The sequence below is a fragment of the Psychrobacillus sp. NPDC093180 genome (genome assembly GCF_044754065.1).
GTDB lineage: Bacteria > Bacillota > Bacilli > Bacillales_A > Planococcaceae > Psychrobacillus.
On the sequence record NZ_JBIVOJ010000004.1, the window covers coordinates 92071 to 118085 of the forward strand.

General features: G+C 35.9%; 23 protein-coding genes. 18 read left to right on the forward strand and 5 right to left on the reverse strand.

The window, feature by feature from the left end; all coding sequences use genetic code 11:
* The first annotated feature begins 144 nt into the window (after nucleotides 1–144).
* On the forward strand, nucleotides 145–1674 hold the full coding sequence (locus ACIP9W_RS07570) for a Ppx/GppA phosphatase family protein (RefSeq protein ID WP_400787830.1): 1530 nt from the start codon (nucleotides 145–147) through the stop codon (nucleotides 1672–1674).
* 18 nt (nucleotides 1675–1692) lie between these two features.
* Nucleotides 1693–3801: an RNA degradosome polyphosphate kinase gene (locus ACIP9W_RS07575; protein WP_400787832.1), complete on the forward strand. Its 2109-nt coding sequence runs from the start codon at nucleotides 1693–1695 to the stop codon at nucleotides 3799–3801.
* Nucleotides 3802–4029: 228 nt separating this feature from the next.
* Here ACIP9W_RS07575 and ACIP9W_RS07580 read toward each other — a convergent pair whose 3' ends face one another.
* Together ACIP9W_RS07580 and ACIP9W_RS07585 are read right to left on the reverse strand one after the other, a co-directional pair.
* On the reverse strand, nucleotides 4030–4308 hold the full coding sequence (locus tag ACIP9W_RS07580) for a hypothetical protein (protein ID WP_400787834.1): 279 nt from the start codon (nucleotides 4306–4308) through the stop codon (nucleotides 4030–4032).
* Nucleotides 4308–5192, reverse strand: coding sequence for a TetR/AcrR family transcriptional regulator (locus tag ACIP9W_RS07585; RefSeq protein WP_400787836.1), 885 nt, complete (start codon nucleotides 5190–5192; stop codon nucleotides 4308–4310). Before ACIP9W_RS07585 ends, ACIP9W_RS07580 begins: the two co-directional genes overlap by 1 nt.
* A gap of 177 nt (nucleotides 5193–5369) precedes the next feature.
* Between ACIP9W_RS07585 and ACIP9W_RS07590 the strand changes: the two genes are divergently transcribed.
* Nucleotides 5370–6839, forward strand: a complete 1470-nt coding sequence (locus ACIP9W_RS07590) for a DHA2 family efflux MFS transporter permease subunit (protein WP_400787838.1) — start codon at nucleotides 5370–5372, stop codon at nucleotides 6837–6839.
* Nucleotides 6840–7030: 191 nt separating this feature from the next.
* Here ACIP9W_RS07590 and pepF read toward each other — a convergent pair whose 3' ends face one another.
* Entirely contained in the window at nucleotides 7031–8839 is a 1809-nt protein-coding gene (gene pepF / locus ACIP9W_RS07595; protein WP_400787840.1) for an oligoendopeptidase F, read from the reverse strand.
* A 582-nt stretch (nucleotides 8840–9421) separates the two neighbouring features.
* On the opposite strand from pepF, the gene ACIP9W_RS07600 reads away from it, so the two are divergent.
* The 11 genes from ACIP9W_RS07600 to ACIP9W_RS07650 all read left to right on the forward strand — a co-directional run bounded on the left by ACIP9W_RS07600 (nucleotide 9422) and on the right by ACIP9W_RS07650 (nucleotide 21769).
* A complete protein-coding gene (locus ACIP9W_RS07600; RefSeq protein ID WP_400787842.1) occupies nucleotides 9422–10624 on the forward strand; it encodes an ABC transporter substrate-binding protein in 1203 nt (400 codons plus the stop codon).
* A gap of 84 nt (nucleotides 10625–10708) precedes the next feature.
* The gene (locus ACIP9W_RS07605) at nucleotides 10709–11584 is read left to right on the forward strand and encodes a branched-chain amino acid ABC transporter permease (protein ID WP_142537096.1); all 876 of its coding nucleotides are present in this window, start codon (nucleotides 10709–10711) and stop codon (nucleotides 11582–11584) included.
* 13 nt (nucleotides 11585–11597) lie between these two features.
* Nucleotides 11598–12548 (forward strand): branched-chain amino acid ABC transporter permease, encoded by a 951-nt coding sequence (locus ACIP9W_RS07610; RefSeq protein ID WP_400787845.1) that lies wholly within the window; start codon nucleotides 11598–11600, stop codon nucleotides 12546–12548.
* The gene (locus ACIP9W_RS07615) at nucleotides 12538–13326 is read left to right on the forward strand and encodes an ABC transporter ATP-binding protein (protein ID WP_400787847.1); all 789 of its coding nucleotides are present in this window, start codon (nucleotides 12538–12540) and stop codon (nucleotides 13324–13326) included. Before ACIP9W_RS07610 ends, ACIP9W_RS07615 begins: the two co-directional genes overlap by 11 nt.
* Complete coding sequence (locus ACIP9W_RS07620) at nucleotides 13319–14026, forward strand: ABC transporter ATP-binding protein (protein WP_400788193.1); 708 nt, start codon at nucleotides 13319–13321, stop codon at nucleotides 14024–14026. The genes ACIP9W_RS07615 and ACIP9W_RS07620 overlap by 8 nt, the downstream gene beginning before the upstream one ends.
* Before the next feature lie 638 nt (nucleotides 14027–14664).
* Complete coding sequence (locus tag ACIP9W_RS07625) at nucleotides 14665–15843, forward strand: ABC transporter substrate-binding protein (protein ID WP_282245014.1); 1179 nt, start codon at nucleotides 14665–14667, stop codon at nucleotides 15841–15843.
* A gap of 85 nt (nucleotides 15844–15928) precedes the next feature.
* The gene (locus ACIP9W_RS07630; RefSeq protein ID WP_400787849.1) at nucleotides 15929–16804 is read left to right on the forward strand and encodes a branched-chain amino acid ABC transporter permease; all 876 of its coding nucleotides are present in this window, start codon (nucleotides 15929–15931) and stop codon (nucleotides 16802–16804) included.
* 13 nt (nucleotides 16805–16817) lie between these two features.
* Nucleotides 16818–17768, forward strand: a complete 951-nt coding sequence (locus tag ACIP9W_RS07635) for a branched-chain amino acid ABC transporter permease (RefSeq protein WP_400787851.1) — start codon at nucleotides 16818–16820, stop codon at nucleotides 17766–17768.
* On the forward strand, nucleotides 17758–18546 hold the full coding sequence (locus ACIP9W_RS07640) for an ABC transporter ATP-binding protein (protein WP_400787853.1): 789 nt from the start codon (nucleotides 17758–17760) through the stop codon (nucleotides 18544–18546). The genes ACIP9W_RS07635 and ACIP9W_RS07640 overlap by 11 nt, the downstream gene beginning before the upstream one ends.
* A complete protein-coding gene (locus ACIP9W_RS07645) occupies nucleotides 18539–19246 on the forward strand; it encodes an ABC transporter ATP-binding protein (protein WP_400788196.1) in 708 nt (235 codons plus the stop codon). The genes ACIP9W_RS07640 and ACIP9W_RS07645 overlap by 8 nt, the downstream gene beginning before the upstream one ends.
* A 978-nt stretch (nucleotides 19247–20224) precedes the next feature.
* Nucleotides 20225–21769 (forward strand): sensor domain-containing diguanylate cyclase, encoded by a 1545-nt coding sequence (locus ACIP9W_RS07650; RefSeq protein ID WP_400787855.1) that lies wholly within the window; start codon nucleotides 20225–20227, stop codon nucleotides 21767–21769.
* A 43-nt stretch (nucleotides 21770–21812) separates the two neighbouring features.
* Here the strand turns inward: ACIP9W_RS07650 and ACIP9W_RS07655 are convergent, their stop codons facing one another.
* A complete protein-coding gene (locus tag ACIP9W_RS07655) occupies nucleotides 21813–22181 on the reverse strand; it encodes a hypothetical protein (protein ID WP_400787857.1) in 369 nt (122 codons plus the stop codon).
* Between the two features lie 88 nt (nucleotides 22182–22269).
* On the opposite strand from ACIP9W_RS07655, the gene ACIP9W_RS07660 reads away from it, so the two are divergent.
* Nucleotides 22270–22716 (forward strand): OsmC family protein, encoded by a 447-nt coding sequence (locus ACIP9W_RS07660; protein WP_400787859.1) that lies wholly within the window; start codon nucleotides 22270–22272, stop codon nucleotides 22714–22716.
* A 47-nt stretch (nucleotides 22717–22763) separates the two neighbouring features.
* Here the strand turns inward: ACIP9W_RS07660 and trhA are convergent, their stop codons facing one another.
* A complete protein-coding gene (trhA, locus tag ACIP9W_RS07665; protein ID WP_400787861.1) occupies nucleotides 22764–23411 on the reverse strand; it encodes a PAQR family membrane homeostasis protein TrhA in 648 nt (215 codons plus the stop codon).
* 133 nt (nucleotides 23412–23544) lie between these two features.
* Here trhA and ACIP9W_RS07670 point away from each other — a divergent pair, with 133 nt between their 5' ends.
* The 3 genes from ACIP9W_RS07670 to ACIP9W_RS07680 all read left to right on the forward strand — a co-directional run bounded on the left by ACIP9W_RS07670 (nucleotide 23545) and on the right by ACIP9W_RS07680 (nucleotide 25995).
* Nucleotides 23545–24114, forward strand: a complete 570-nt coding sequence (locus ACIP9W_RS07670) for a DUF1836 domain-containing protein (protein ID WP_400787863.1) — start codon at nucleotides 23545–23547, stop codon at nucleotides 24112–24114.
* Nucleotides 24111–25622 carry an amidohydrolase gene (locus tag ACIP9W_RS07675; RefSeq protein WP_400787865.1) on the forward strand — a complete coding sequence of 504 codons (1512 nt, stop codon included), beginning with the start codon at nucleotides 24111–24113 and terminating at the stop codon, nucleotides 25620–25622. The genes ACIP9W_RS07670 and ACIP9W_RS07675 overlap by 4 nt, the downstream gene beginning before the upstream one ends.
* Before the next feature lie 64 nt (nucleotides 25623–25686).
* Nucleotides 25687–25995, forward strand: a complete 309-nt coding sequence (locus tag ACIP9W_RS07680) for a magnetosome magnetite crystal formation protein family (protein ID WP_400787867.1) — start codon at nucleotides 25687–25689, stop codon at nucleotides 25993–25995.
* The last annotated feature ends 20 nt before the right edge of the window (nucleotides 25996–26015 follow it).

Below are 26015 nucleotides of genomic sequence, written 5' to 3' on the forward strand. Positions count from 1 at the left end.
GAAAGGATCAAGGGAAAAAATCATAAAATATTACGTTAATTTAACAAACTATGAATAGTATAAAGCTTTCAAATAAATTTACAAAACATTTACAAATATATCGGGCAGTAGCGTTTAAAATAAATAATAGAGGAGCAAAAGCTAATGGACACAATGACAAATCGAAGAGCAATAATTGATATAGGATCGAACTCTATTCGACTCGTAGTATACAGTTACAACTCATTACAAGGGTTAGTGGAGCATCATAATTTTAAAACGGTTGCGAGGCTTAGTATGTATATCGATTCAAAAGGTAATTTAAAGGAAGACGGCGTTCAAGTGTTATTAGAAACATTAACGAAATTCAAAGAAATACTGAAAGATATACAAGTCAACCATGTTTTTGCGGCAGCAACTGCAGCTATCCGCCAGGCAGAAAATAAGGAAGAGATTTTAGCATACATAGAAGACAAATTAGGTTTATCCCTATCAATTTTAACAGCTGAACAAGAAGCGTATTTTGGCTATTTAGCAGTTATTCACTCAACAAATATACCAACAGCTGTAACTATTGATATGGGTGGGGGAAGTACGGAAATCACATTCTATGAAAACAAAAAGCTAGTCCATATGCATAGCTTACCATTCGGTGCAGTGTCATTAAAAAGAAGATTTATGGAAAATGCGGAAATGAGTCCAGAAGAAAGAAGCGAGTTAAGTAACTATGTTATGGAACAGCTTCAACCGCTTACTTGGATACATAGTCTTCAAGTTCCGATTGTTGCAATCGGAGGAAGTGCACGTAACATTGCGCAAGTGGATCAGCAGAGAAAAGATTTTCCTTTGAATGGAATTCATCAATATGAATTGCAAGCAATAGACTTAGAAGACATTAGCTCACAATTTGCTAATTGCTCATTAGACGAACTAAAAAAAATAGATGGCTTATCTAGTGATCGAGCAGATATTATTGTTCCCGCACTGGAAACTTTTCGACTGTTTATGGATGTGGTAAAGTCACCTTCTTTTATGTATAGCAAACGAGGCTTAAGGGAAGGTATTATTCTGTCCGAATTGGTAGAGAAATATCCAAAAGAGTTTAATGTGAATGAAGTTGCGCAAAATGCAATTCGTCATATTTTGGGGAAATTTCATGTGAATGAAGAAAATACATTACACTTATATGATATTTTTACAACTATTTACGAGCAATTTATTGAATGGAATTATATAGAACCGCTAGAAAATGAGCAATTATTGCGTTATGCATACATATTATTTTATATAGGTGAACATATAGATCAAGATGCCGCAAGTCAGCATACTTTCTATCTATTAACCAACTTAAACGTAGATGGACTTTCCAATGAAGAAAGGTTAATAATAGCGCTCCTCTCCTCCTATAAAAATAAGGATACGTTTAAACAATATGTATCTGCGTACGAAAAAATCATCTCAGGAAATGAAGCTAAAAAACTAAGGGATATTGGAGCTTTGATTCGTTTTACAAAAGGCATGGATGTGTTAGGGCGTTCGAATATTAAACAAGTTACATTAACACAAGCGACAGATGAAATAGTTCTAATCTTTTCCGTTGCTGGCAATTGTCTGTTAGAGAAATACCAGGCAGAAAAGTTAAAAAAACATTTGGAGAAAATCGTAAATCATCAAGTCATATTAGTGTTTAACTGAAATGGAGGATAATATATTGTGACCGATAAAATAGTAGATGATCATCCATTTAATGATTATGCAAATTATAATAATAGAGAAATTAGTTGGTTAGCTTTTAATGAGCGGGTTTTACAGGAAGCTGAAGATGATACTAATCCACTGTTAGAACGTTTAAAGTTTTTAGCTATTTTTAGTTCTAATTTAGATGAATTTTTTATGGTGCGTGTGGCAGGACTTCAAGATCAAGTGAGAGCGGGCTTTAACAAACCGGAAAACAAAGCGGGGCTGACCCCTAAAGAGCAATTGGCCCAAATATCAGCGATTACTAAGAATCTTGTAGATAGGCAAATGGCTATATATACAGAGTTAGTAGAAAATCAGCTACCACAGCATGGTATTTCCTTATTGAAGTATTCTCAGTTATCGAAAGAACAAGTGAAAGAATTACAAGTTATTTTTGATGAAGAAATATTCCCGATACTAACGCCAGTAGCAGTAGATGCTTACCGACCTTTCCCAATATTATTAAGCAAAACAATGAATATATTGGTGATGGTAGAAAACGAGAGTGGCAAAGGTAAACACAATGAACAAAATAAAATTGCGATTGTACAAGTTCCTTCTGTATTAAGAAGATTTATCCAAGTAAAAACAAAGGATGGCACCTTTGCCGCAGTATTATTAGAAGATGTCATAATTGCAAATATAGCTAAACTTTTCCATGGATACGAAGTAAAGCATGCAAATCCCTTTCGAATTACTCGGAATGCAGATTTAACGATTCATGAAGAAGGGGCACGTGATTTACTAATTGAAATAGAAAAGGAACTTAAAAAACGGAAGTGGGGAGCGGTAAGTAGGCTTGAAGTAAAAACGAGCCAAATCCAGCAAAGGGTACTCACCTATTTATTGGAGCAGCTAGAAATACATCGAGACGATGTGTACAAAATACATGGACCACTTGATCTTACTTTTTTATTTTCTTTTATCCCATTTTTTGAAGGAAATTATAACAGGCTCTTCTATGAACCTTTTATCCCGCAACCACCAAAAGATTTAGCAAGCGATGAAGATATTTTTGCAAAAGCATTAAAACAGGATTTGTTTTTTCATCATCCCTATGAATCCTTCCAGCCTATCATCGATTTCATAGATAAGGCAGCGGATGATCCTCAGGTGTTAGCGATTAAACAAACACTGTATAGAGTGAGCGGAAACTCACCCATTATTTTGGCTTTAAAAAGGGCTGCTGAAAATGGAAAACAAGTGACCGTTCTTGTTGAATTGAAAGCGCGATTCGATGAAGAAAACAACGTCCATTGGGCCCGTGAACTAGAAAAAGCGGGTTGTCTTGTTATTTATGGCATGCATAATTTAAAAACACATTCGAAGATTACTTTAGTTATCAGAAGTCAAAACAACCGTATTGAACAATTTGTCCATTTAGGAACGGGAAATTATAATGATAAAACTGCTCGTATATATACTGATATGGGGATTATTACGACCAATAAGAAAATTGGGTCCGATGCGACACAGTTTTTTAACTATTTAAGTGGTTATACAAATAAACCAGAATACAATAAGTTGGTAGTCTCTCCGTATGATATTCGTGACAAGTTTTTATATTTGATCGATGAAGAAATAGAATATCATCGAGCTTACTCCAATGGACATATTAAACTTAAGATGAATTCACTGACGGATAAAGACCTAATCGTTAAATTGTACGAAGCTTCAGCTGCCGGTGTAAAAATCGATTTAATCGTGCGTGGCATATGCTGCTTACGCCCAGGAATCGCGGGTGTGAGTGAGAACATAACGGTTACAAGTATCGTAGGAAGATTTTTGGAACATTCTAGAATCTATTGGTTTCATAGGAATGGATCGAGTAGATTATATTTATCTTCTGCAGATATGATGACTCGTAATATGGTCAAGCGAGTGGAGATTTTGTTTCCTGTGCTAGCGCCAGCTATTAAAAAGCGAGTAATGGAAATTATAGATATCGAACTGCAGGATAATGTTAAAGCGAGAATACAAGATTCAGAGGGTATTTATCATTATAAAGAAGTGGATGGAAAGAGGATCAATAGCCAACGGATTTTTCTAGAGAAAGCATCTAGCCATATCCAGCATGTATAACTGTTTAATGCATAGGAATGCGATAAAGTCGCATTTCTATGCTTTTTTGTGGTTAGGAAGTTGTTAGTTCGTCTTTTTTCATAAGCAAAAATATAATATTTAGCAATGAAAGCAAAACAAAAAGACCTCAGTCGAGTAGAATACCGAACTCAGGTCTTAGAAACTGCTTAATGTAATTTGGTTGCTTTTTTAGGCTTTCTTGTATTTCGCTTTTCGAATGGAAAGGATCTAACGCTTTTTAAGTTTTTCGGATTCTTCAGAAACGACGAAAGCAAGATCTTCATTGCCGAAAAGTTGGAGCACATTTAAAAGTGTTTCTGTGTCTACTGTTATTGCATCATTGTCCGTTTCTTCAATAGCTTTTTCGAGAAGTAAGTTCTTTTCTTGCTGGGGATAAGCTTGTGCATACAACGTTGATGCATTTAATTGATGGTTTGCACACCAGCTGGCAAACAACTGAATCATCACATTTTCATCCGCTTGATATTGGGAAATCACTTTGTCCATTATGCTTGACCTTCTTTCCATCCGTCTAAAAGCTTCCACAGTTTGTACATAATAATAGTAGATTTTTGTTCGAGCTGACTTTCAGTAAATGCTTCTGTTAAGGCTGGGACGATATTTTCTAGCAAAAAGATTCTGGGTGTTTCTTTCGACAATTCTTCTAATACAAACTCAATTGCTTGTATGGTATTCGAAGAAAATGCTTCTTTTTCTTCTAAATAAAAGGTATGCAACAGCTCAATTACATGCTCCTTTGTAACAGATGATGTTTCTGTATTTAATTTGAAAAAGGAATTATTCAATAGAGAATCATTCGTTTCCGCCATGTCATAAATGATTGTTTTAATTCTTCTCAGGATAAAATGAATTAATTGATCAAAGGAAATATTAGCAGATTTATTGATCCAGGGGTGCTGTAGTTGCTGGATCATACCAAGTGTAAGAACTGCACAGTCTGTCGCTACATTTTTTGTCTGTTCACCGAAGACATCTACTAATCGACTAGAAAGCCAGTTGATTTCTTCCATATAATTTCGTTTGATCAGATCACGAAGATCCACATCTTGTGAATTAATAATAGATGCAAAAAGAGGAAATAGATTATGCTCCTGAAAGACGATAAATCGAACGGACATTTGTTTGGATAATACATTTATATCCGAACTATTTTGTTGCGCATGAATTTCTCTTCTTTTAATCAATGTTTCATTTCTTGCATTTTCGAGAATAGCTATAATACATTCATTTTTAGATGAAAAATAATTATAAAACGTACCTTTTGATACATTTGCTTCTTCAATTATATCGTTCACGGTAGTAGACCTAAAACCTTTTTCAATAAATAGTCTTTGTGCCGCTATTAATACATTTCGTTTTTTAGTGTTCATAAAGTAATCACCTTTAGACTAGTAGTATAATTCTTATAATAACTGTTAAATCAACGTTTATCAAACTATTTTAGTTGATTAAAATATTTTGTTTGCTTTTTTTGGACGATGAGTATAAAATATTCAAGTGTTATAAGACAGAAACGAAGCTTTAAAGAAATAGGAGGAATGAAAGTAATGGAAGAAATGCAACAAAAACCCCCATATGCAATGATTGCAATCCTCTTTGTAGGAGCATTCATTGCGTTTTTGAATAATACACTATTAAATGTAGCATTACCAACGATAATGATCGAATTTGATGTAAAACCAGTTGTAGTGCAATGGTTAACGACAGGTTATATGTTAGTAAACGGGATTTTAATACCAGCCAGTGCCTTTTTTGTACAAAGATTTTCCAATAGAAAATTATTTATCACGGCGATGGTACTTTTCACAGTTGGTACATTATTAGCTGCTTTAGCTCCAGTATTTGGAGTATTAATCGCAGCACGAATGATTCAAGCGGCAGGTTCAGCAATGATGATGCCACTTCTTATGAATGTTATGTTATCCGCATTCCCAATTGAACGTCGCGGAGCTGCGATGGGTATGTTTGGATTAGTTATGATTTTAGCTCCGGCAATTGGACCTTCTTTATCAGGTTTTATATTAGAACATGCCGAGTGGCGAGCATTATTTGAAGTAATATTACCGTTCGCGGTAATTGTTTTATTGTTTGCTATTTTTAAACTTCGCAACATTACACCTAACAGTAAAGTGAAATTAGATGTATTTTCCCTTATTTTATCCAGTATAGGATTTGGCTCATTATTATACGGGTTTAGTACTGCAGGGGATAAAGGTTGGGGAGCCCCAATCGTTTATGGAACAATCATCATCGGATTTATCGCACTTGTTCTGTTTGTATGGAGACAGTTAACACTAGAAGAACCAATGCTGGATGTTAGAATTTATAAATATCCTATGTTTACTTTGTCATCGATTATTTCGATCGTTGTATCTGCAGCGATGTTTTCTGGAATGATTTTAACTCCGCTTTATGTACAAACAATACGTGGAATTTCACCATTCCATTCAGGTTTATTGATGCTACCTGGTGCACTTGCGATGGCGATCATGTCACCAATCACAGGGAAGATTTTTGATAAATATGGTGCTCGAATATTAGCAATCACTGGGCTTACAATTACGGCGATTGCAACACATTTCATGAGTGAATTTACGCAAGATACTAGTTACTATTACATCATGGGAATTTATACGCTTCGTATGTTTGGTATGTCGATGGTTATGATGCCTATTATGACTAACGGTTTAAACCAATTACCGATGAATATGAATCCACATGGTACTGCGATGAATAATACATTGCAACAAGTATCTGGGGCAATTGGTTCTGCGATATTCTTAACAATCATGAACGCTAGAATGGAGACTTCTGCAGAGAGACTTGCTGGTGAGGCGGCAGCAGCCGGTAATATGCCAACAACTCAAGAAGGACTTGCTCAATTTAAGATTGATTTAGGTATGAAAGCGATGTTAGAAGGTATCAACCACACATTCTTTATCGCGACACTTGTTACTGTAGTTGCATTAGTATTATCTTTATTTGTGAAGAGAGTAAAAGTAGGGAAAGCAAGCTAAGCCGGCGACGGTTTAGCTTTTTTCTTAGGAAATAAAGTTTAGTTGGAAAAAAGAGCTTGTTAGTTGGAATTTTGGGGCATTTAGTTGGAATTTTTCAATGTTTAGTTGGAAAAAAGCCCACTTTAGTTGGAAAACATAAAAGGGAGCATGAAGTGGTCATTCACTTCATGCTCCTTTTAAATTTTCAAGACTTATTGTTCAATTTCTTCTGTAAGACTGATTAACTCGTCGATAAGAGATCCTATATAAGCAATCGTATCTCTTAATGGTTCTTCTGTCGTAATATCTACGCCAGCCATTTTCGCGAGCTCTACAGGTGATTTAGTACCACCAGCTTTTAATACGTTTGTCCACTCATCTACAGCTACTTGACCTTCGTTTAAAATGCGTTTTGCAACTTGCGTAGAAATTGTTAAACCAGCACTATACGTATAAGGATACAGTCCCATATAGTAATGCGGTTGGCGCATCCATGTCAGTTCAGCACCCTCCGATATTTCTACTGCATCACCCCAGAATTCTTCTAACACACTTCGTTTATAGTCGTTCAAAATTTGAGCATTGACATTCAACCCTTGATCAACACGTTCATATACCTTGCGTTGATAAGCTGCCTCCAGTAAATGTGTCACAAAATTATGGTAGTACGTGCGTGCCACAATAGAAGCAATGACCCAGCGTTTAAATTTAGGATCATCCGAGCTTTTTAGTAAATGATTGGCTACAAGCATCTCATTCATCGTGGAAGGGGCTTCGATAAAATACAAAGAAGGTCTTGCATTGAATATTGTTTGTTCTTTATTTGCATGATAAAAATGACCGGCATGTCCTAGCTCGTGAGCAAGAACAAATACCTCATTCATTCTAGAAGACCAGGAGATAAGGATATATGGATGATTACCATATGGACTAGAACAAAATGCACCTGTTGACTTGCCAGTGTTTTGTGCAAAATCGATCCAACGTTCTTTATAGGAACGTTCCACCATCTCCAAGTATTCTTCGCCCATTATAGCCAATGCATCATCTATATATTTTTTCGATTCTTCTATCGAAATGGTAGGCTCATAGTTTGGGTCCAAAGAAATTTTTAAATCTGCAAAGGTCATTTTTTCTAAGCCATGTACTTTTTGAAGCAATTTTGCATATTTGCGCATATGCGGTGCAAGTTCATTCATGATTAAGTCAATTTGTCGATTGTAAAGAGTGCGATCTACTTCTTGGTTGAATAGTAAGTAATCAATAACGGAATCATATCCACGAATATCAGCGGTTGTTTTTTCCATTTGTATATGCATGTCATAGGTTATAGCAGTCGTATGTTGATATTCTTTTAACTTCGAAGAAAAAGCATCGAATGCAGCTCGTCTAAGAGCAGGATCTGATTCGGCTTCCCAATCATTTTCAAAAGACACATAGCTAAGTGGATGTGATTTTCCATCTACGTCAAAGTTGTCGAAAGAGATATCTTGCATTTTGGTCGTGTTATATAATTTGTATGGCGCATTAAAGGAAGCGGAGTATGCGGCAAGTGTTTTTTCTACTTCGGGATGCAATTGGTATTTTTTCTTTTTTAATAGCTTATCTAGATAAAGTTGGAAGTTAGGCGCAAGCTTTGCCGCTTCTACCATGACTTCGTCCGACAACTCTAATAATTCACTTGTAACAAAAGAAAGTTCACTACTAATTTTAGCGGATAGGGAGCTAAACTTATTGGCTCTCATTTGTGCTGTCGTGTTTGTTTGATCTGTGCTAAGAGATAGACTTGCATATGTCCCTGCAGGAACAAGTTTTTCATAGATAGCGGAGTAATCGGTTAATGCTTCTGCTGCTAAAGAAGGACTATTAATGGTACCTTTATATTTTTCGGAAAATAGCTGAACTTCTTTCTCAATTTCTTCTAAAATATTTGTAAAGTCTTCTTCACTTGCAAATAAATCAGCTAAATTCCATGTTTCTTCCACTTTTACTTCTTCACGATTGGGTAACTTTTGTACCATTTTTATCTCTCCTTTTATTCGGGTTTAACAGGCTGAAATACCCTCACTATGTCTTTTGTATTAGGAAAATAATCAAATAAATGAAGATAAACAACCTGTAAATCCCATATTGGTTTGGACCAACTGAATGTTGGTCACTCAGTCCTTGCCTGAGTTCAATTTATTGCGGTTGTCGAACTAATTAATAGTATACAGAACAAAAAGTGAAAAGTAAAAATAATCATATATTTCTTTAATTAGAAAAAAATAACTAATATATTAGTTATAATGATAAAAAAATCCATTTATTTATAAGATTAATAAGATGATATTTAGATATTATTTTAGAATATGAATGTTGTGAAAATGCTTATTTTAAAGGCTTTTTCATGATTTTAAAATTATTATATTTATAGAATATCTGAAATTTCCGAAGAAAAAGAAAAATATGTATAGACTGAATATAAACTTTGTTTTACAATGAAATTGTTCACAACAATAACTTGATTAATTCTGAATAGTCTCTTACCAAAAAAAGAGAATGGTAAGTAGTATGACTTATATATTCAGAATTATCAAACTAAAACAAGGGGGTTTTATTTTATGAAGAAATCGAAATTTGCTTCATTATTTCTTGCTTCTTCTCTGCTAGTTGGGATGCTAGCGGGATGTGCAGCAGGAGAAGAAGGTAGTAGTCCAAAAGGCTCAGAAAGTAGTAGTGCTAATGGGGGGGAGACTATTAAAATAGGAGCCAATCTTGAGCTTTCGGGTGCAGTAGCATCATATGGTACATCTGAGGCGGATGCTATCGATCTAGCTGTTGAAGAGATCAATGCTGATGGTGGTATTGATGGCAAAAAAATAGAACTTATTAAAGTTGATAATAAATCGGACGCTGCGGAGGCAACAAGTGCTGCGATTAAGTTAACTAGTCAAGATAAAGTAGTAGCAATTATTGGAGCTGCTACAAGCGGTGCCTCAGTTGCTCAAGTACAAATTGCAACTGATACTAAAACACCAATGATTTCTCCTTCTGGTACTAGTACGACTGTAACTGTTGGAGACGATGGAAAAGTAAATCCATTTACATTCCGTACAGCATTTATCGATCCTTTCCAAGGTACGGTAGCTGCAAACTTTGCTTCTAATGAATTGAAAGTGAAAACTGCAGCAGTTTATGCGGATAATGCTAGTGATTATGCGAAAGGTCTTGCAGCTTCTTTCATTAAAGATTTTGAAGCAGCAGGGGGTACTATTGTTGCGGAAGAGTCTTATGTTGCAAAAGATACTGATTTCCGTTCTACATTAACACGTATTAAATCTTCTAATCCGGAATTTGTATTTATCCCTGGATATTACGAAGAAGTAGGATTGATTGTTAAACAAGCTCGTGAATTAGGAATTAACGTTCCATTAATGGGGGCAGATGGTTGGGATTCTCCAACAATCGTTGACTTAGCTGGAGCAGATGCATTAAATAACACGTTTATTATTACTGCCTATTCAGCTGATGATCCAGATGGAAAAGCGAAAGCATTTGCAGAAAGCTTTAATAAGAAATACGGAAAAGAGCCTAACTCATTCAACGCACTTGGATACGACTCAGTTTATTTGTTGAAAGATGCAATTGAACGCGCTGGTTCTACAGATGGTACGAAAATTAAAGAAGCAATCGAAACTACTGATCAACTAGAATTAGTAACAGGGTTATATTCTGTTGATGAAAATCACCATCCGATAAAATCAGCTGTAATTATTGAATTTGTAGATGGAAAACAAGTATTTAACACGAAAGTTAATCCTTAAGATAAGCCTGATTATAGAGGGGGGATTATATCCCTCCTCTTTTTATTATAAGTTGAAATCTAGAGACTTTAGGAGTGAAACTTTATGGAATGGTTACAGCAATTGATTAACGGTATTTCACTCGGCAGTATATATGCATTAATTGCCCTAGGCTACACGATGGTTTACGGAATTATTAAATTGATCAACTTTGCACACGGTGATGTGTTCATGGTTGGTTCTTTCATTGGATTTTATTCGATTACTGTCTTTGGGTTAGGTTTTTTCCCAGCGCTTATTTTATCGATGGCAGCCTGTGCATTGTTTGGTGTGATTATTGAACGTATTGCATATAAACGCTTACGAAATGCAACAAGAATAGCGGCGCTTATAACGGCAATCGGTGTATCGTTATTGATTGAATATGGGGTGATTTATATTAGAGGAGCTCAACCAGAAGCATATCCTAATATATTCTCCAATAAATCTTTTGAATTCTTAGGTGCACAAATTAGCATTCAATCTGTTCTTATTCTGTCGGTTTCCGTTGTACTGATGATCTTGCTGCAGTTCATTGTACATAAAACGAAAACAGGAAAAGCGATGCGGGCTGTTTCACATGATGTAGAGGCTGCGAAGCTAATGGGAATTAATGTAGATAATACGATTTCTGCTACGTTTGCTATTGGTTCAGCTTTAGCAGGGGCTGCTGGTGTAATTTTTGGGGTGTATTACACAAAGATTGATCCTTTAATGGGAGTCATTCCGGGCTTAAAAGCATTTGTTGCCGCAGTTCTTGGAGGAATTGGAATTATTCCTGGCGCAATGGTTGGCGGTCTTGTACTCGGAGTTGTAGAAACGATTGTTAGTGCTCTAGGATTCTCTTTATGGAGAGATGCTGCGGCATTCATTATCCTCATCTTAATTCTGATTTTCAGACCTTCTGGAATCTTTGGCAAAAATACCCGAGAGAAAGTGTAGGTGGTATATAGAGATGAAAAAGTCTAAACAGTTTTGGCCATTTATTATAGTAGCGGTATTAGTGTACGCAGTTGTGCAGTTTTTGATTTCAGCTGAAATCATCAATCAATTTTATTCTAATACGCTAATATTAATTGCCATCAATATAATTTTAGCGGTAAGCCTACATTTGGTAATCGGTATAACTGGACAATTTTCAATAGGTCATGCTGGATTTTTGGCTGTAGGCGCTTACATTTCAGCTATTGTCACTATGAAATTACATCTTCCATTTGTAGTTGCTATTATTATAGGTGGTATTGTAGCTGCTCTAGCGGGATTAATTGTTGGTATTCCAAGTTTAAGACTCAAAGGAGATTATTTAGCGATTGCAACACTTGGATTTGCGGAAATCATTCGAATTGTGTTCTTAAATATTGATGCAGTCGGTGGTGCTGCCGGGATGCAAGTTTCCCACTTAACTACTTGGACATATGCGTTTGTTTGTCTCGTTATTACCCTTGTAGTGATTGTCAATTTCACAAACTCGAGGCATGGTTTAGCGGCCATTTCCGTTCGAGAAAATGAAATCGCATCAGATGCGATGGGGATAAATACTACGTATTATAAAGTAATCGCATTTGCAATCGGCTCATTCTTTGCAGGAGTAGCAGGTGCATTATTTTCACATAACTTTTATATTATCCAGCCAAGTCAATTCGGCTTTTTAAAGTCATTTGATATTCTCATATTCGTAGTACTAGGGGGGCTTGGTAGTCTCTCAGGTGCAGTACTGTCAGCTATATTATTAACGGTAGTTTCTACTTATCTGCAAGGATATCCTGAAACTCGTATGATTATTTATAGTCTTGTGTTAATTTTAGTAATGTTATATCGACCTAAGGGATTAATGGGCACGATGGAAATTACAGATTATTTCAAGCTATGGAGAACGCCAAAAGGAGGCGGTCAACATGGAAAATAAGCCTTTATTGGAAGTAAAAAATACCGGTATTCAGTTTGGTGGTTTAAAAGCTGTTCAAAACTTAAACATGGTATTAAATCAAGGAGAATTAGTTGGTCTGATTGGTCCAAATGGTGCTGGGAAAACGACTAGTTTTAACTTGTTAACGGGTGTATATGTACCAACTGAGGGAGATATCATTTTTAACGGGGAACGAGTAAATGGTTTGCCTCCTTTTAAAGTTACTAGAAAAGGAATAAGTCGTACATTTCAAAATATTCGTTTGTTCAATGATTTGTCCGTGTTGGAAAATGTAAAAGTTGCCTATCACTCACTTGCTAAGCATAATATTCTCAGCTCTGTATTACGCTTGCCTTCCCATTTTAAAGGGGAACAAGAAATGGAAGAGAAGTCCATTGAGTTTTTGAAAATTTTCAATTTAGATAAGTATAAAGACGAGCTAGCAAAGAATTTACCATACGGGCAGCAACGAAGATTAGAGATAGCTCGTGCTTTGGCAGCAGGACCAAAACTTCTATTATTGGATGAACCGGCAGCTGGTATGAACCCGCAAGAAACGAAAGATTTAATGGATTTAATCGCATTTATTCGAAATAAATTTGATTTGACTATTTTGCTTATAGAACACGATATGAATTTAGTCATGGGTGTCTGTGAACGAATTTATGTACTTGACCATGGTCAGCTTCTTGCGGAAGGATCACCAGAAGAGATCCGTAACCATCCTAAGGTTATTGAGGCTTATTTAGGGGAGGAAGTTCACGATGTCAATGCTTAAAGTAGAAAATATAGATGTATTTTACGGGAATATTCAAGCCCTTAAAGGTGTCTCGATCAATGTAAATGAAGGGGAAATTGTAACACTGATCGGTGCAAATGGTGCTGGTAAAAGCACTTTATTGAAAACGCTATCAGGATTATTAAAACCGAAAAATGGAAAAATAGAATTTCTCCAAAAATCCATTGCTGGCAAACAAGCACAATCTATCGTGAAATCTGGTATGTCGCATGTTCCTGAAGGACGTCGTGTATTTGCTAACCTTACAGTAGAAGAAAATCTAGAATTGGGAGCATTCTTACGGAAGGATAAAGCGGGTATTCATAGCGATATGCAAAAAGTGTACGAGATTTTCCCGAGACTACTAGAACGCAAGAAACAGCATTCTGGTACACTTTCCGGAGGAGAACAACAAATGCTCGCAATGGGTCGTGCTATTATGGCAAAGCCAAAGCTAGTTTTACTAGATGAACCATCCATGGGGTTAGCTCCTTTAATGGTTAAAACAATCTTTCAAGTAATTGAAGATATTAACCGAGATGGTACAACCGTTTTGTTGGTTGAACAAAACGCAAATATGGCTCTTTCTGTTGCAAGTCGTGGGTATGTGATCGAAACTGGCAAAGTTGTTCTATCAGGTCCAGCAAAAGATTTGCAAGCAAGCGAAGAAGTAAGACAAGCATATTTAGGCGGACACTAAAAAGACAAGGCTGTAAATAGGTCTATAAATCGAAACAGGTATAGAAAAAGACTCTTTTTCTATATCTGTTTTTTTATACACTTTTTTAGTATCTAGTAATTTATACAGCGCATGATAGAAAGCGGGACTTAAGGAAAGCTATTTTTCTACTTGCTGAAACATAATTTCTTATTTTCGTTATCTAGTTTGCATTCCATTAGTACCAGATGAACCCTTTTTTATTGCGGATACCGTACTAATTTTGAGTACAAATAATTAAAAATAAAATAAATTGATGACCTGTAAATTTAGTATAAATTAACAATAATACCAGACTTATCGATAAAAAAGACCAATTAAGTCTATCTTTAAAAATAAAATTTAAAGTAAAAATTTTGGTAATATATAGAATACATTATACACAAAACCTAATATCTACAAGGGTTTATAAATACTTATAAAATATTATTCTAATGTAATTTCTGAAATTTTAGAACTGGGAGAAAAATTATTGTAGACTGAATAAATACTTTGTTTTACAATGAGATAGTTCATACGAATAAATTGATAGTTTCTGAGCGGTTACTTATTAAAATATAAAATTAAGAAGCACGACTTATAAATTCAGAATTATCGAACAAAATAGGAGGTTATTTAAAATGAAGAAATCAAAGTTTGCTTCATTATTTCTTGCTTCTTCTCTTCTAGTGGGAATGCTAGCAGGATGTGGAGCAGGGGAAGAAGGTAGTGGTTCTAAGGGAGGAGACGAGATCAAAATCGGTGTTAACCTAGAACTATCTGGTCCAGTAGCATCATATGGATCATCTCAAAATGACGGATTTAATTTAGCAGTAGAAGAAATCAATGCCGCTGGTGGTATTGATGGGAAACAAATTAAATTAGTAACCGTAGACAATAAATCGGACGCTGCTGAATCAACAAGTGCCGCGATCAAATTAACAAGTCAAGATAAAGTAGCTGCAATAATTGGGCCTGCAACAAGTGGTAACTCTGTAGCACAAGTGCAGATTGCTAATGACAGCAAAACTCCAATGATTACACCATCTGGCACTAGTCCAACTGTAACAGTTGCTGATAATGGTTCTGTTAATGAATATGCATTCCGTACATCATTCATTGATCCATTCCAAGGAACTGTAGCTGCAAACTTTGCAGCAAATGAACTGAAAGTAAAAACTGCAGCAGTCTATGCCGACAACGCGAGTGACTATGCAAAAGGTCTTGCTGCTTCATTTATTAAAGACTTTGAAGCTGCTGGCGGTAAAATCGTACAGCAAGAATCTTATGTAGCAAAAGATACAGATTTCAGATCTACGTTAACTCGTATTAAAGGTGCAAATCCAGAGTTTATCTTTATTCCTGGTTATTATGAAGAAGTTGGTTTGATCGTCAAACAAGCTCGTGAACTTGGAATTACAGTTCCTTTAATGGGTGCTGATGGATGGGATTCACCAACAATCGTTGATTTGGCTGGAGCAGAGGCGTTAAACAATACATTTGTTATTAATCACTATTCTGCAGAAGATCCAGATGGAAAAGCAAAAGAATTTGCAGATAAGTTTAATGACAAATACGGAAAAGCACCGAACTCATTTAATGCACTTGGCTACGACACTGTATATTTATTAAAAGATGCAATTGAGCGTGCAGGTTCTACAGATGGAACAAAAATTAAGGATGCTTTAAAAGCTACAGATAATCTAGATTTAGTAACAGGTTTATATTCAGTGGATGAAAACCACCATCCAGTTAAATCGGCTACAATCTTAGAATTCGTAGATGGAAAGCAAGTATTTAATACGAAAGTTAATCCTTAAGAGTTAGCCGTAAAATGGGAGGGATTGATATCCCTCCTTTTTATCTACACAAAAAGAAATTGAACGCATAAGGGAGTGAAACTTCATGGAATGGATACAACAATTGATTAACGGTATTTCACTCGGAAGTATATACGCATTAATCGCCCTCGGTTACACGATGGTATACGGCATTATTAAATTAATCAACTTTGCACATGGTGATGTGTTTATGGTAGGCTCGTTTATCGGTTTTTACTCGATTACTGTTTTTGGACTAGGATTTTTCCCTGCGTTAATTATATCTATGGTAGCTTGCGCGTTATTTGGAGTGATTATCGAACGTATTGCATATAAACGTTTGCGTAATGCTACACGCATTGCGGCACTTATAACTGCGATTGGTGTATCTTTACTAATAGAATACGGCGTAATTTATATTCGCGGAGCTCAACCGGAAGCTTATCCGAATATTTTCTCCAACAAAACATTTAGCATTTTAGGGGCTCAAATTAGTATACAATCTGTATTAATTCTTTCTGTTTCTGTCGTTCTTATGATTTTGCTACAATTTATCGTCCATAAAACGAAAACAGGAAAAGCGATGCGCGCTGTTTCACATGACGTAGAGGCGGCGAAGCTTATGGGGATTAATGTAGATAATACGATTTCTGCAACGTTTGCTATTGGTTCAGCTTTAGCAGGGGCTGCTGGTGTAATTTTTGGAGTGTATTATACAAAGATCGATCCTCTAATGGGGGTTATTCCAGGCTTAAAAGCATTTGTCGCTGCGGTTCTTGGGGGAATTGGAATTATTCCTGGGGCAATGGTTGGTGGTCTAGTACTCGGAGTTGTAGAAACGATTGTTAGTGCTCTAGGCTTCTCATTATGGAGAGATGCTGCGGCATTCATTATCCTTATCTTAATTCTGTTTTTCAGACCTTCTGGAATCTTTGGCAAAAATACACGGGAGAAAGTGTAGGTGGTATAGAGAGATGAAAAAGTCTAAACAGTTTTGGCCATTTATCCTATTAGCTGTATTAGTGTATGTAGTCATCCAAGTACTGATTTCAACGGAGATGATGAATCAATTTTATTCTAATACGCTCATACTTATCGCCATTAACATTATTTTAGCTGTCAGCCTACATTTGGTTATTGGGATTACAGGTCAATTTTCTATTGGTCATGCAGGATTTTTAGCTGTAGGTGCATATGTATCCGCAATCATAACGATGAAATTACAATTACCTTTTGCCGTAGCGATAATTGTAGGTGGGGTTGTTGCAGCATTAGCAGGACTAATTGTAGGAATTCCAAGTTTAAGATTAAAAGGCGATTACTTGACAATTGCAACACTTGGATTTGCGGAAATCATTCGAATTGTGTTCTTAAATATTGATGCAGTTGGTGGCGCTGCTGGGATGCAAGTTTCCCATTTAACTACTTGGACATATGCGTTTGTTTGTCTCGTTATTACCCTTGTGGTGATTGTCAATTTCACTAACTCGAGACATGGTTTAGCGGCCATTTCCGTTAGAGAAAATGAAATTGCATCGGATGCGATGGGGATAAATACGACTTATTATAAAGTAATCGCATTTGCAATTGGCTCATTCTTTGCTGGAGTAGCAGGTGCTTTATTTTCCCATAACTTTTATATTATCCAACCAAGTCAATTTGGCTTTTTAAAATCTTTTGATATTCTCATATTCGTAGTTTTAGGTGGTCTTGGTAGTCTATCAGGTGCCGTTCTTTCAGCAATTCTTTTAACGATAGTTTCTACATATCTTCAAGGATATCCTGAAACTCGTATGATTATTTATAGTCTTGTACTAATTATAGTAATGTTATATAGACCTAAGGGATTAATGGGCACGATGGAAATTACGGATTACTTCAAGCTTTGGAGAACGCCAAAAGGAGGCGGCCAACATGGAAAATAAGCCTTTATTGGAAGTGAAAAATACCGGTATTCAGTTTGGTGGTTTAAAAGCTGTTCAAAATTTGAATATGGTACTAAATCAAGGAGAATTAGTTGGTCTGATTGGTCCGAATGGTGCTGGGAAAACGACTAGTTTTAACTTGCTAACCGGAGTTTATGTTCCTACTGAAGGAGACATTCTTTTTAATGGAGAACGGATTAATGGGTTACCTCCTTTCAAAGTAACTAGAAAAGGGGTTAGCCGTACGTTCCAAAATATTCGCCTTTTTAATGAACTTTCTGTATTAGATAACGTCAAAGTTGCTTACCACTCTATAGCTAAGCATTCTATTATAAGTTCTATTTTAAGACTACCTTCCCATTTTTCTGGTGAAAAAGAAATGGAAGAAAAATCGATAGAATTCCTAAAGATTTTTAATTTAGACAAGTATAAGGATGAGCTAGCGAAGAATTTACCATATGGACAGCAAAGAAGATTAGAAATTGCTCGTGCATTAGCAGCCAATCCAAAACTTCTTTTATTGGACGAACCGGCAGCAGGGATGAACCCGCAAGAAACAAAAGATTTAATGGAATTAATCGCGTTTATTCGAAATAAGTTCGATTTGACTATTTTACTCATTGAACACGATATGAATTTAGTTATGGGTGTTTGTGAACGAATTTATGTGCTCGACCATGGTCAGCTTCTTGCGGAAGGATCACCAGAAGTGATTCGAAACCATCCTAAGGTTATTGAGGCTTATTTAGGGGAGGAAGTTCACGATGTCAATGCTTAAAGTGGAGAATATAGATGTATTTTACGGGAACATTCAAGCCCTTAAAGATGTATCAATTAATGTAAATGAAGGAGAAATTGTCACATTAATCGGGGCAAATGGTGCTGGAAAAAGTACATTGTTAAAAACTTTGTCGGGATTATTAAAACCGAAAAAAGGGAAAATTGAATTTTTGGACAAATCGATTTCCGGTAAACAAGCGCAATCTATCGTAAAGGCCGGGTTATCACATGTTCCAGAAGGACGTCGTGTATTCGCAAACCTTACTGTAGAAGAAAACCTAGAATTGGGAGCATTCTTACGGAAAGATAAAGCGGGAATCCATAGCGATATGCAAAAAGTGTATGATATTTTCCCAAGACTATTAGAACGTAAAAAACAACTTTCAGGAACACTTTCTGGAGGAGAACAACAAATGCTCGCAATGGGTCGTGCTATTATGGCGAAGCCAAAACTAGTTTTACTAGATGAACCTTCGATGGGGTTGGCTCCTTTAATGGTTAAAACAATCTTTCAGGTGATTGAAGATATTAATCGCGATGGCACAACTGTATTATTGGTCGAACAAAACGCTAACATGGCGCTATCTGTTGCGAGTCGTGGGTATGTAATCGAAACTGGTAGAGTTGTTCTATCGGGTCCTGCAAAAGATTTACAAGCAAGCGAAGAAGTACGCCAAGCATATTTAGGTGGTCATTGACCAACGAAACTTTCACTAAGTTTTAGTAACTTGGTGAAAGTTTTTTTAGGTTTAGGAGATTATAAGCTCTATGGCTTGGTTAACAGTATAGGGGAACTGCGCGGTAGATAATTGATGAAGTTGTCCGCTAGATTTTCACTGCAGTCGTACGCTTTCCGCCGGGTGAGCGATGAGCCATTCCCTCCGCTTAGGGCGTCGTTGGAATGTCTCATTTTGCTCCCTCATCCGGCAGGAGTCGACGCCTGTAGCAAAAATCAATGGTAAATTCTTTTTTATTTATCAACGACTTACTAAAAACAAAATTTTAAATAGTATTTAGCGTTCGCAAATCCAATAAATGGCTAAGGGCAACCAAACAGCTGTTGAAAGCAACCAGTTCTAGTCTGAAAGCAACAAAACGAATGTTGAGAGCAACTAGTTCTTGTGTGAAAGCAACCAATTTTCATAAAACAAGTTTATTTGGAAGTGGGACGCCGATAACTACCGCAAGTTTCCCTATGATGTGCGACATACCTATATTTAATTTCATTACATATCGAGCACCTACATATTTATGCTTGTTTAAGATATTAGATAATTTTTATTTGTGAGATCATTTTTGATCAACAAGATAAAGATCAACTTTTTAAATAGCTGGAATTAGTATGTAGAGCGAGGAGAGGTGCGTTCAGCCTAATTATATGTTGAATTACTAAGTTGGAATTCTAACAAAACGTTGCTAGAGACATATCCTGTTAGAACCGAAAATCCAATCGGGCATATGCTTTTCGGCATAGCGGCAAACTTTAGATTCAACTAAATTACTTATGAAAGCAACCAGTTTATCTAAAGAAAGAAACAAAACAAGGACGCATCATTATTGTATGTGTAATATTTCCTGTTTTTTTAATTTTTAATTGTAAAAGTATCAATTGTGAAGGGAAAACTGTAGTTCAAATGCTATAATGATTTGGAATGCTTTTTGAAGGGGAAAATATTATGAACAAAACACTTAAATTTTGGATTCTTACACTGACTACTTTTACGATGATAGCCATTTTAAGTAGTTCCCTTTTTTCTAGTTATCTAGTAACGAAGAATAGTTTGATCGAAAAATCGTTAGAGCAAAATGAAATGTATGCGATGAAATTAGGCAAAATGTCTGAAGAAGTTTTTAAAGCAATGGAAGCAAATCTAGAAGCGAGAAAACCTGATGTAATTGAACATATCGATAACCCTGAAGAACTAACAAAAATATTAAACCAGTTATTAATAAGCGGTAAAAACTTTAATTCACTTTCTGTAATAGGAAGTGATAAAATCGCGATAGCAACCTCTCCGGACGTTGGTATTGCAGGCGAGAAAATAGACTCTCCCGGAGTGGAAGAAGCACTTCGTAAAAAAGAAAATATTATAACAAAGCCGTATAAAGCTATAACAGGTCGGCTACTAATACTTGTTTCTACGCCATTATTTGATGATTCAGGTACATATCTTGGTATGTTAAATGGTACGATTTATTTGCAAGAAGATAACTTCATTCAAAGTATTTTAGCGGAGCATTTTAGTCAGGATGGTTCCTATGTTTTCGTAGTAGATGAAGCAGGAACATTAATCTATCATCCTAACACCGTAAGAATAGGAGAAAGTGTTCGGGCTAATAAGGCGGTTCAAAGCTTATTGAATCGAAAAAGCGGTGCACAAGAAATCTATAATACACTAGGTGTACATGTGCTGGCTGGCTATTCATATATCCCTGAAAGTAAGTGGGGCGTTGTTTCACAAACTCCTTATGAGAGTAGTCTACAACCTATAAATGGAATCATTACGAAAATGTTTTTTTACTCATTACCATTTGTTATTCTTTTTTTCTTATTAGCTTATTTATTATCGGAAAAACTTGCTTCACCTTTGAAAAACTTGGCGCTATCAACGATGAATGCGCGTTTAGAAGGTGTACCGGGGGACAGCGGTAAAGTTTCTACCTGGTATTTCGAAGCAAAACAACTGACTGAAACAATTGCCAATTATCGAAAGCTGCAAGAGGAAGAAGTGGCGAACTTTAAGCATCAGTCATTAACAGATCCACTTACTGGATTGAAAAACAGAAGATACTCAGCATTGTACTTTGCTGACTTATTGGAACAACACACACCTTTTTCTATTATTAGCATTGATATCGATCATTTTAAACGCGTGAATGATGAATACGGCCATCAAACAGGGGATGAGACATTACAATTTTTAGCGAACAAGATGATGTCTGTTGTTTCAGAAAAGGATGTTTGTGTTCGACTAGGTGGAGAAGAATTTGTAATTATCTCACCTAATGGCTCTTTGAAAGACACGTATAATCTAGCAGAAAAATTACGTAAGGAAATAGAAGTTAGCATTCTTTCACAAAATAGAAAGATAACGATATCTGCTGGTGTTGGAGAGTATAAAGCAAACAAAGAAAGCGTGAATGAACTCTTTAATCGAGTTGATGAGGCGTTATACGTAGCTAAATCGGAAGGAAGAAATAGAACCATTATTTCTCCGTAAAAAAAGAAGTTTTTCTCGCTAATTTGGCGGAAAAACTTCTTTTTCACTTGTTCTTCTTTAAAATATACAAAATACCTTCTACAATCAGTCCTATTACTAAACCAAAGGAAGTAAAGATAAATAACGAAAGAATTCCAACTAGATCACCAAATTCTTCTGCTCCAACAAGAAAAGAACGAAATAATTCAAAGAATCCAATGACAAGTCCTAGCGTAAAAATATAAAATCCTTTATGTAATTTATACATTAACAAGGCAGCTGCTATTACCCCAACAGCAACCGAAAATGCAGCAAAAGCGACGAAGTTCATGATAACTAAATCTTGACCTAGTATGTATCTTACGCCTAAAATAAGTAAAAACATCGATGAAACAATCATAATACCAGCAATTTTATTGTGACTTTTTAGCAAAAGGGATCCCTTCTTTCTCTTTACTAATCATACTGGAAATCGTATGTTTTTCCAACTACTGAATAAATACAAGAAAGGAATGATAGAAGTGGCTGAACATTATTTCCATTTAAAAGCAAATTGGCCAGGCAATCGGAATGATGTAGGAGAAATTCAGGCAGAACACTTACATACAAAAGTGTCGATACCGGTAGAAATGGATGGTCCTGGAATTGGGACAAATCCGGACGAAATGTTACTAGGAGCAGCTGCTACTTGTTATATTATTACGCTTGCGGCAATGCTTGAACGTAGTAAAATTATGAAGCATGCACTAGATATGGAGTCAACTGCAGTGGTAGATGTCACAAATGGCGTTTTTACATATAAAAAAATTATTCATCGTCCAGTAATAGTTATTGAACATGAAAAGGACCTGGCAATGACTGAGAAACTAGCAAAAAAAGCAGAAACGTCTTGCATGATCAGCCGTGCAATACAAGGAAATGTAGAATTACAACTAGAGCCAACTATTACCGTTTATACGAAAAAATAATCAAAAACGCCCTTTGCTTGTGCAAAAGGGCGTTTTCCGTTTTTATGCTAAATCACATAGACAAATACACAGATAAAATGACTTATTGTCCCGAGTAAGATGAAAATATGAAAAATCTCATGGAATCCTAACTTTTTGATAAAGGGGATATTAGGCTTGATACCGTAAATAACTCCACCGATCGTATAAAATATTCCCCCTAATAGTAGAAAAAAGAGACCTTGTGTCCCAAGTACTCCCGCTAGTGGAGAAGCCAATATGACAATGATCCATCCCATTCCAATATATAAAGCAGTAGAAATCCATCTTGGACAATTGAACCATATCATCTTAAATAATATCCCGCTAACCGCCATTATGGAGATAATACTAAATAACGTATAACCAGTAGTACCTTTTAAAGCGATTAAACAAAATGGGGCATAGGTTCCTGCTATCAATAAATAGATCATCGAATGATCTAATCGTCGTAACTGATGAATTACATGATCCTTAGCGATAACCATATGATAGGTTGCCGAAGAAGCGTACAATAAAATCATACTCACTCCAAATAGAACAAGTGCAGTAATCGTTAAACCTGATGCTTCTAGTGCAATACCTTTTATAATCATTGCGATTAAAGCAAAAACACCAAGTATTGCTCCAAAAAGATGCGATAATCCGTTAAATGGTTCTCTTATGTACTTCTCCAATAGAATCCCTCCATAACAACATGTAGTTTTTATAACTACTTAATATGATATATCTATAATAATAAATAGTCAATGTTTACTGAAAACTATTTTTAAGATACGATAATAACAAGCTAGCATCGGAGGAATTTACATGAACAAATCAGATGAACTCGTCAATAGACTTGGACTTGACGCAACTATTCATGCGGAAGAAATACCAGATATCGATCTTTATATGGATCAGGTTATTCAATTATTTGATTCGAAATTTGGTCCAACTTTACGAAACGATGAGGAAAAGGTATTAACCAAAACGATGATTAATAACTATGCAAAAGGAAAATTATTTATCCCAATTAAAAACAAGAAATATTCCAAGCAGCATCTTATGTTAATTAGTTTAATATATCAATTGAAGGGTGCACTCTCTATTAATGATATAAAGACCACCATGAATCCAATCAATGAAAAAATAATAAGTGAGAATTTCAATTTAGAAGATTTTTATTCTTATTCAGTCGCCTTGCAACAAAGCAATGCGCAAAGTTTCTTAGCAGAAATGAAAGCACATGAAAAGGAAATCGATCAATTTGATATTGCAGAAGACTTGAAACACTTATTGTTTATCAACTCTCTTGCCAATATGAGCAATGCATATCGAAAGGCAGCAGAACTATTAGTGGATGACTTAATCACAAATAAAAAGGAGCCTAAAAAATGAAAACACTTTGGACAGACGGACTTATTTTTACGATGAATGCAGAAGGAGAAACAGTAGAAGCGGTATTGGTGGAGAATGGGAAGATTGTTCAAACAGGACAGAAAGACCAATTAGTACATCTAGCTGATCAAGTTCATTCATTACAAGGGGCTACCATGTATCCTGGTTTTGTGGACAGTCATATTCATTTGATTGGTCATGGAGAAAAACTGGCTTATTTAGATTTATCTATGTTTACTTCTATTCAAACAATTGTGTTAGCAGTAGCTGAACATGTGAAAAAAGGAGATTGGTATGTTGCGGAAGGTTGGAATGATAACAAATTAGTAGAAGGTCGTCCAATCACTTGCAATGATTTAGATGAAATGAATGAAACTCCTGTCGTCTTAAAAAGAATCTGTAGACACGTGCTAGTTGCAAATTCGAAAGCGATGGAGTTGGCAGGAGTTACAAAAGACACACCGAACCCTATTGGCGGTATTATCGGAAAAGATGAGCACGGTAATTTAAATGGACTATTTTATGATGAAGCCCAACAATTAATTACGTCTCATATTCCAGCTGTAAAAACGGAGTACTTAGAAGAAGTCATAAAAGCAAGTGTCGCCGACTTACAGTCAAAAGGATTGACAGGAGTGCACACAGAAGACATGGCCTATTATGGTCCATATACTGTCCCACTAGAAGCGTATCGTCGTACAATAGGATCCAGTTTTAGAACGCATTTGCTTCTACACCACGAAGTGTTTGAGCAAATGCAAGGAGAAGAACCAACAGAATTTATAGAATTTGGTGCGATGAAAATATTTATTGATGGGTCACTTGGAGGGCATACTGCATTACTATCAGAAGATTATTCAGATTCTCCTGGGGTTAAAGGAGTTGCTGTCCATGATCAGGCAAAATTAGAGGGTCTCGTAACGCTAGCAAGGAAATATGATGAAAATATTGCAGTACATGTCATTGGCGATAAAGCAGTAGAGATTATATTAAATCTAATCGAAAAGTATCCTGCGCCAGTCAGTAAAAAAGATAGACTTATTCATGTGAATGTACTTTCAGAAGAGCTAATATCAAGAATGGCTCAATTACCGGTAGTGTTAGATATTCAACCAATGTTTGTACCATCCGATTTCCCTTGGGTAATCGATCGTTTAGGTAAAGAACGTTTAACTTGGGCGTACGCTTGGAAAACGTTAGTTGAAAAGGGCTTTGATTGCTCAGGAGGCTCTGACTCACCAATCGAGCTTGCTGATCCGTTACTTGGGATGGATGCAGCTGCTAATAATATATACTTACCACATCAAGAACTGACTGCTTTTGAAGCGATTTCGTTATTTACCACCGGAAGTGCAAAGGCAATTGGAATGGAGCATGTGCGTGGGAAGATTATGAGTGGCTATGATGCTGATTTTACTATTGTAGATCAAGCGTTAACAAAAGAGACATTTACTACCTCCAAAGTGTTACAAACAATCGTGAACGGTGAAATTGTTTTTAAAAGATAAAAATGAAACCTTTTGTCGCTTTCTGTCGTAAATAAGGAAAAAGAAGAAAGGAGTTCGATTTTGCATGCAAAATACTGGATTAAAAGTTCTGCTACATGCAAGTACTTGGTTCGCTCCATTTCTAGTTCCGTTTATTTTGTACTTGGTTGTAGATGATGAAGAGGTTAAAAAGCTTTCCATACAAGCGGTGTTATTTCAGCTTGTGATGTACTTTTTAATCACGGTTTCTGTATTCCTAATTATTTTTTTAATTGGTATCCCGATGCTCATTATTTTTGGTATAATTTCATTTGTTGTTCCAATAATCGGAATAATTAAAGCGATTAATGGAGACAAGTTTAACTATCCAATCGTAGGGTCTTGGATTAAATAAGTCTCTCAATATAAAAGGGG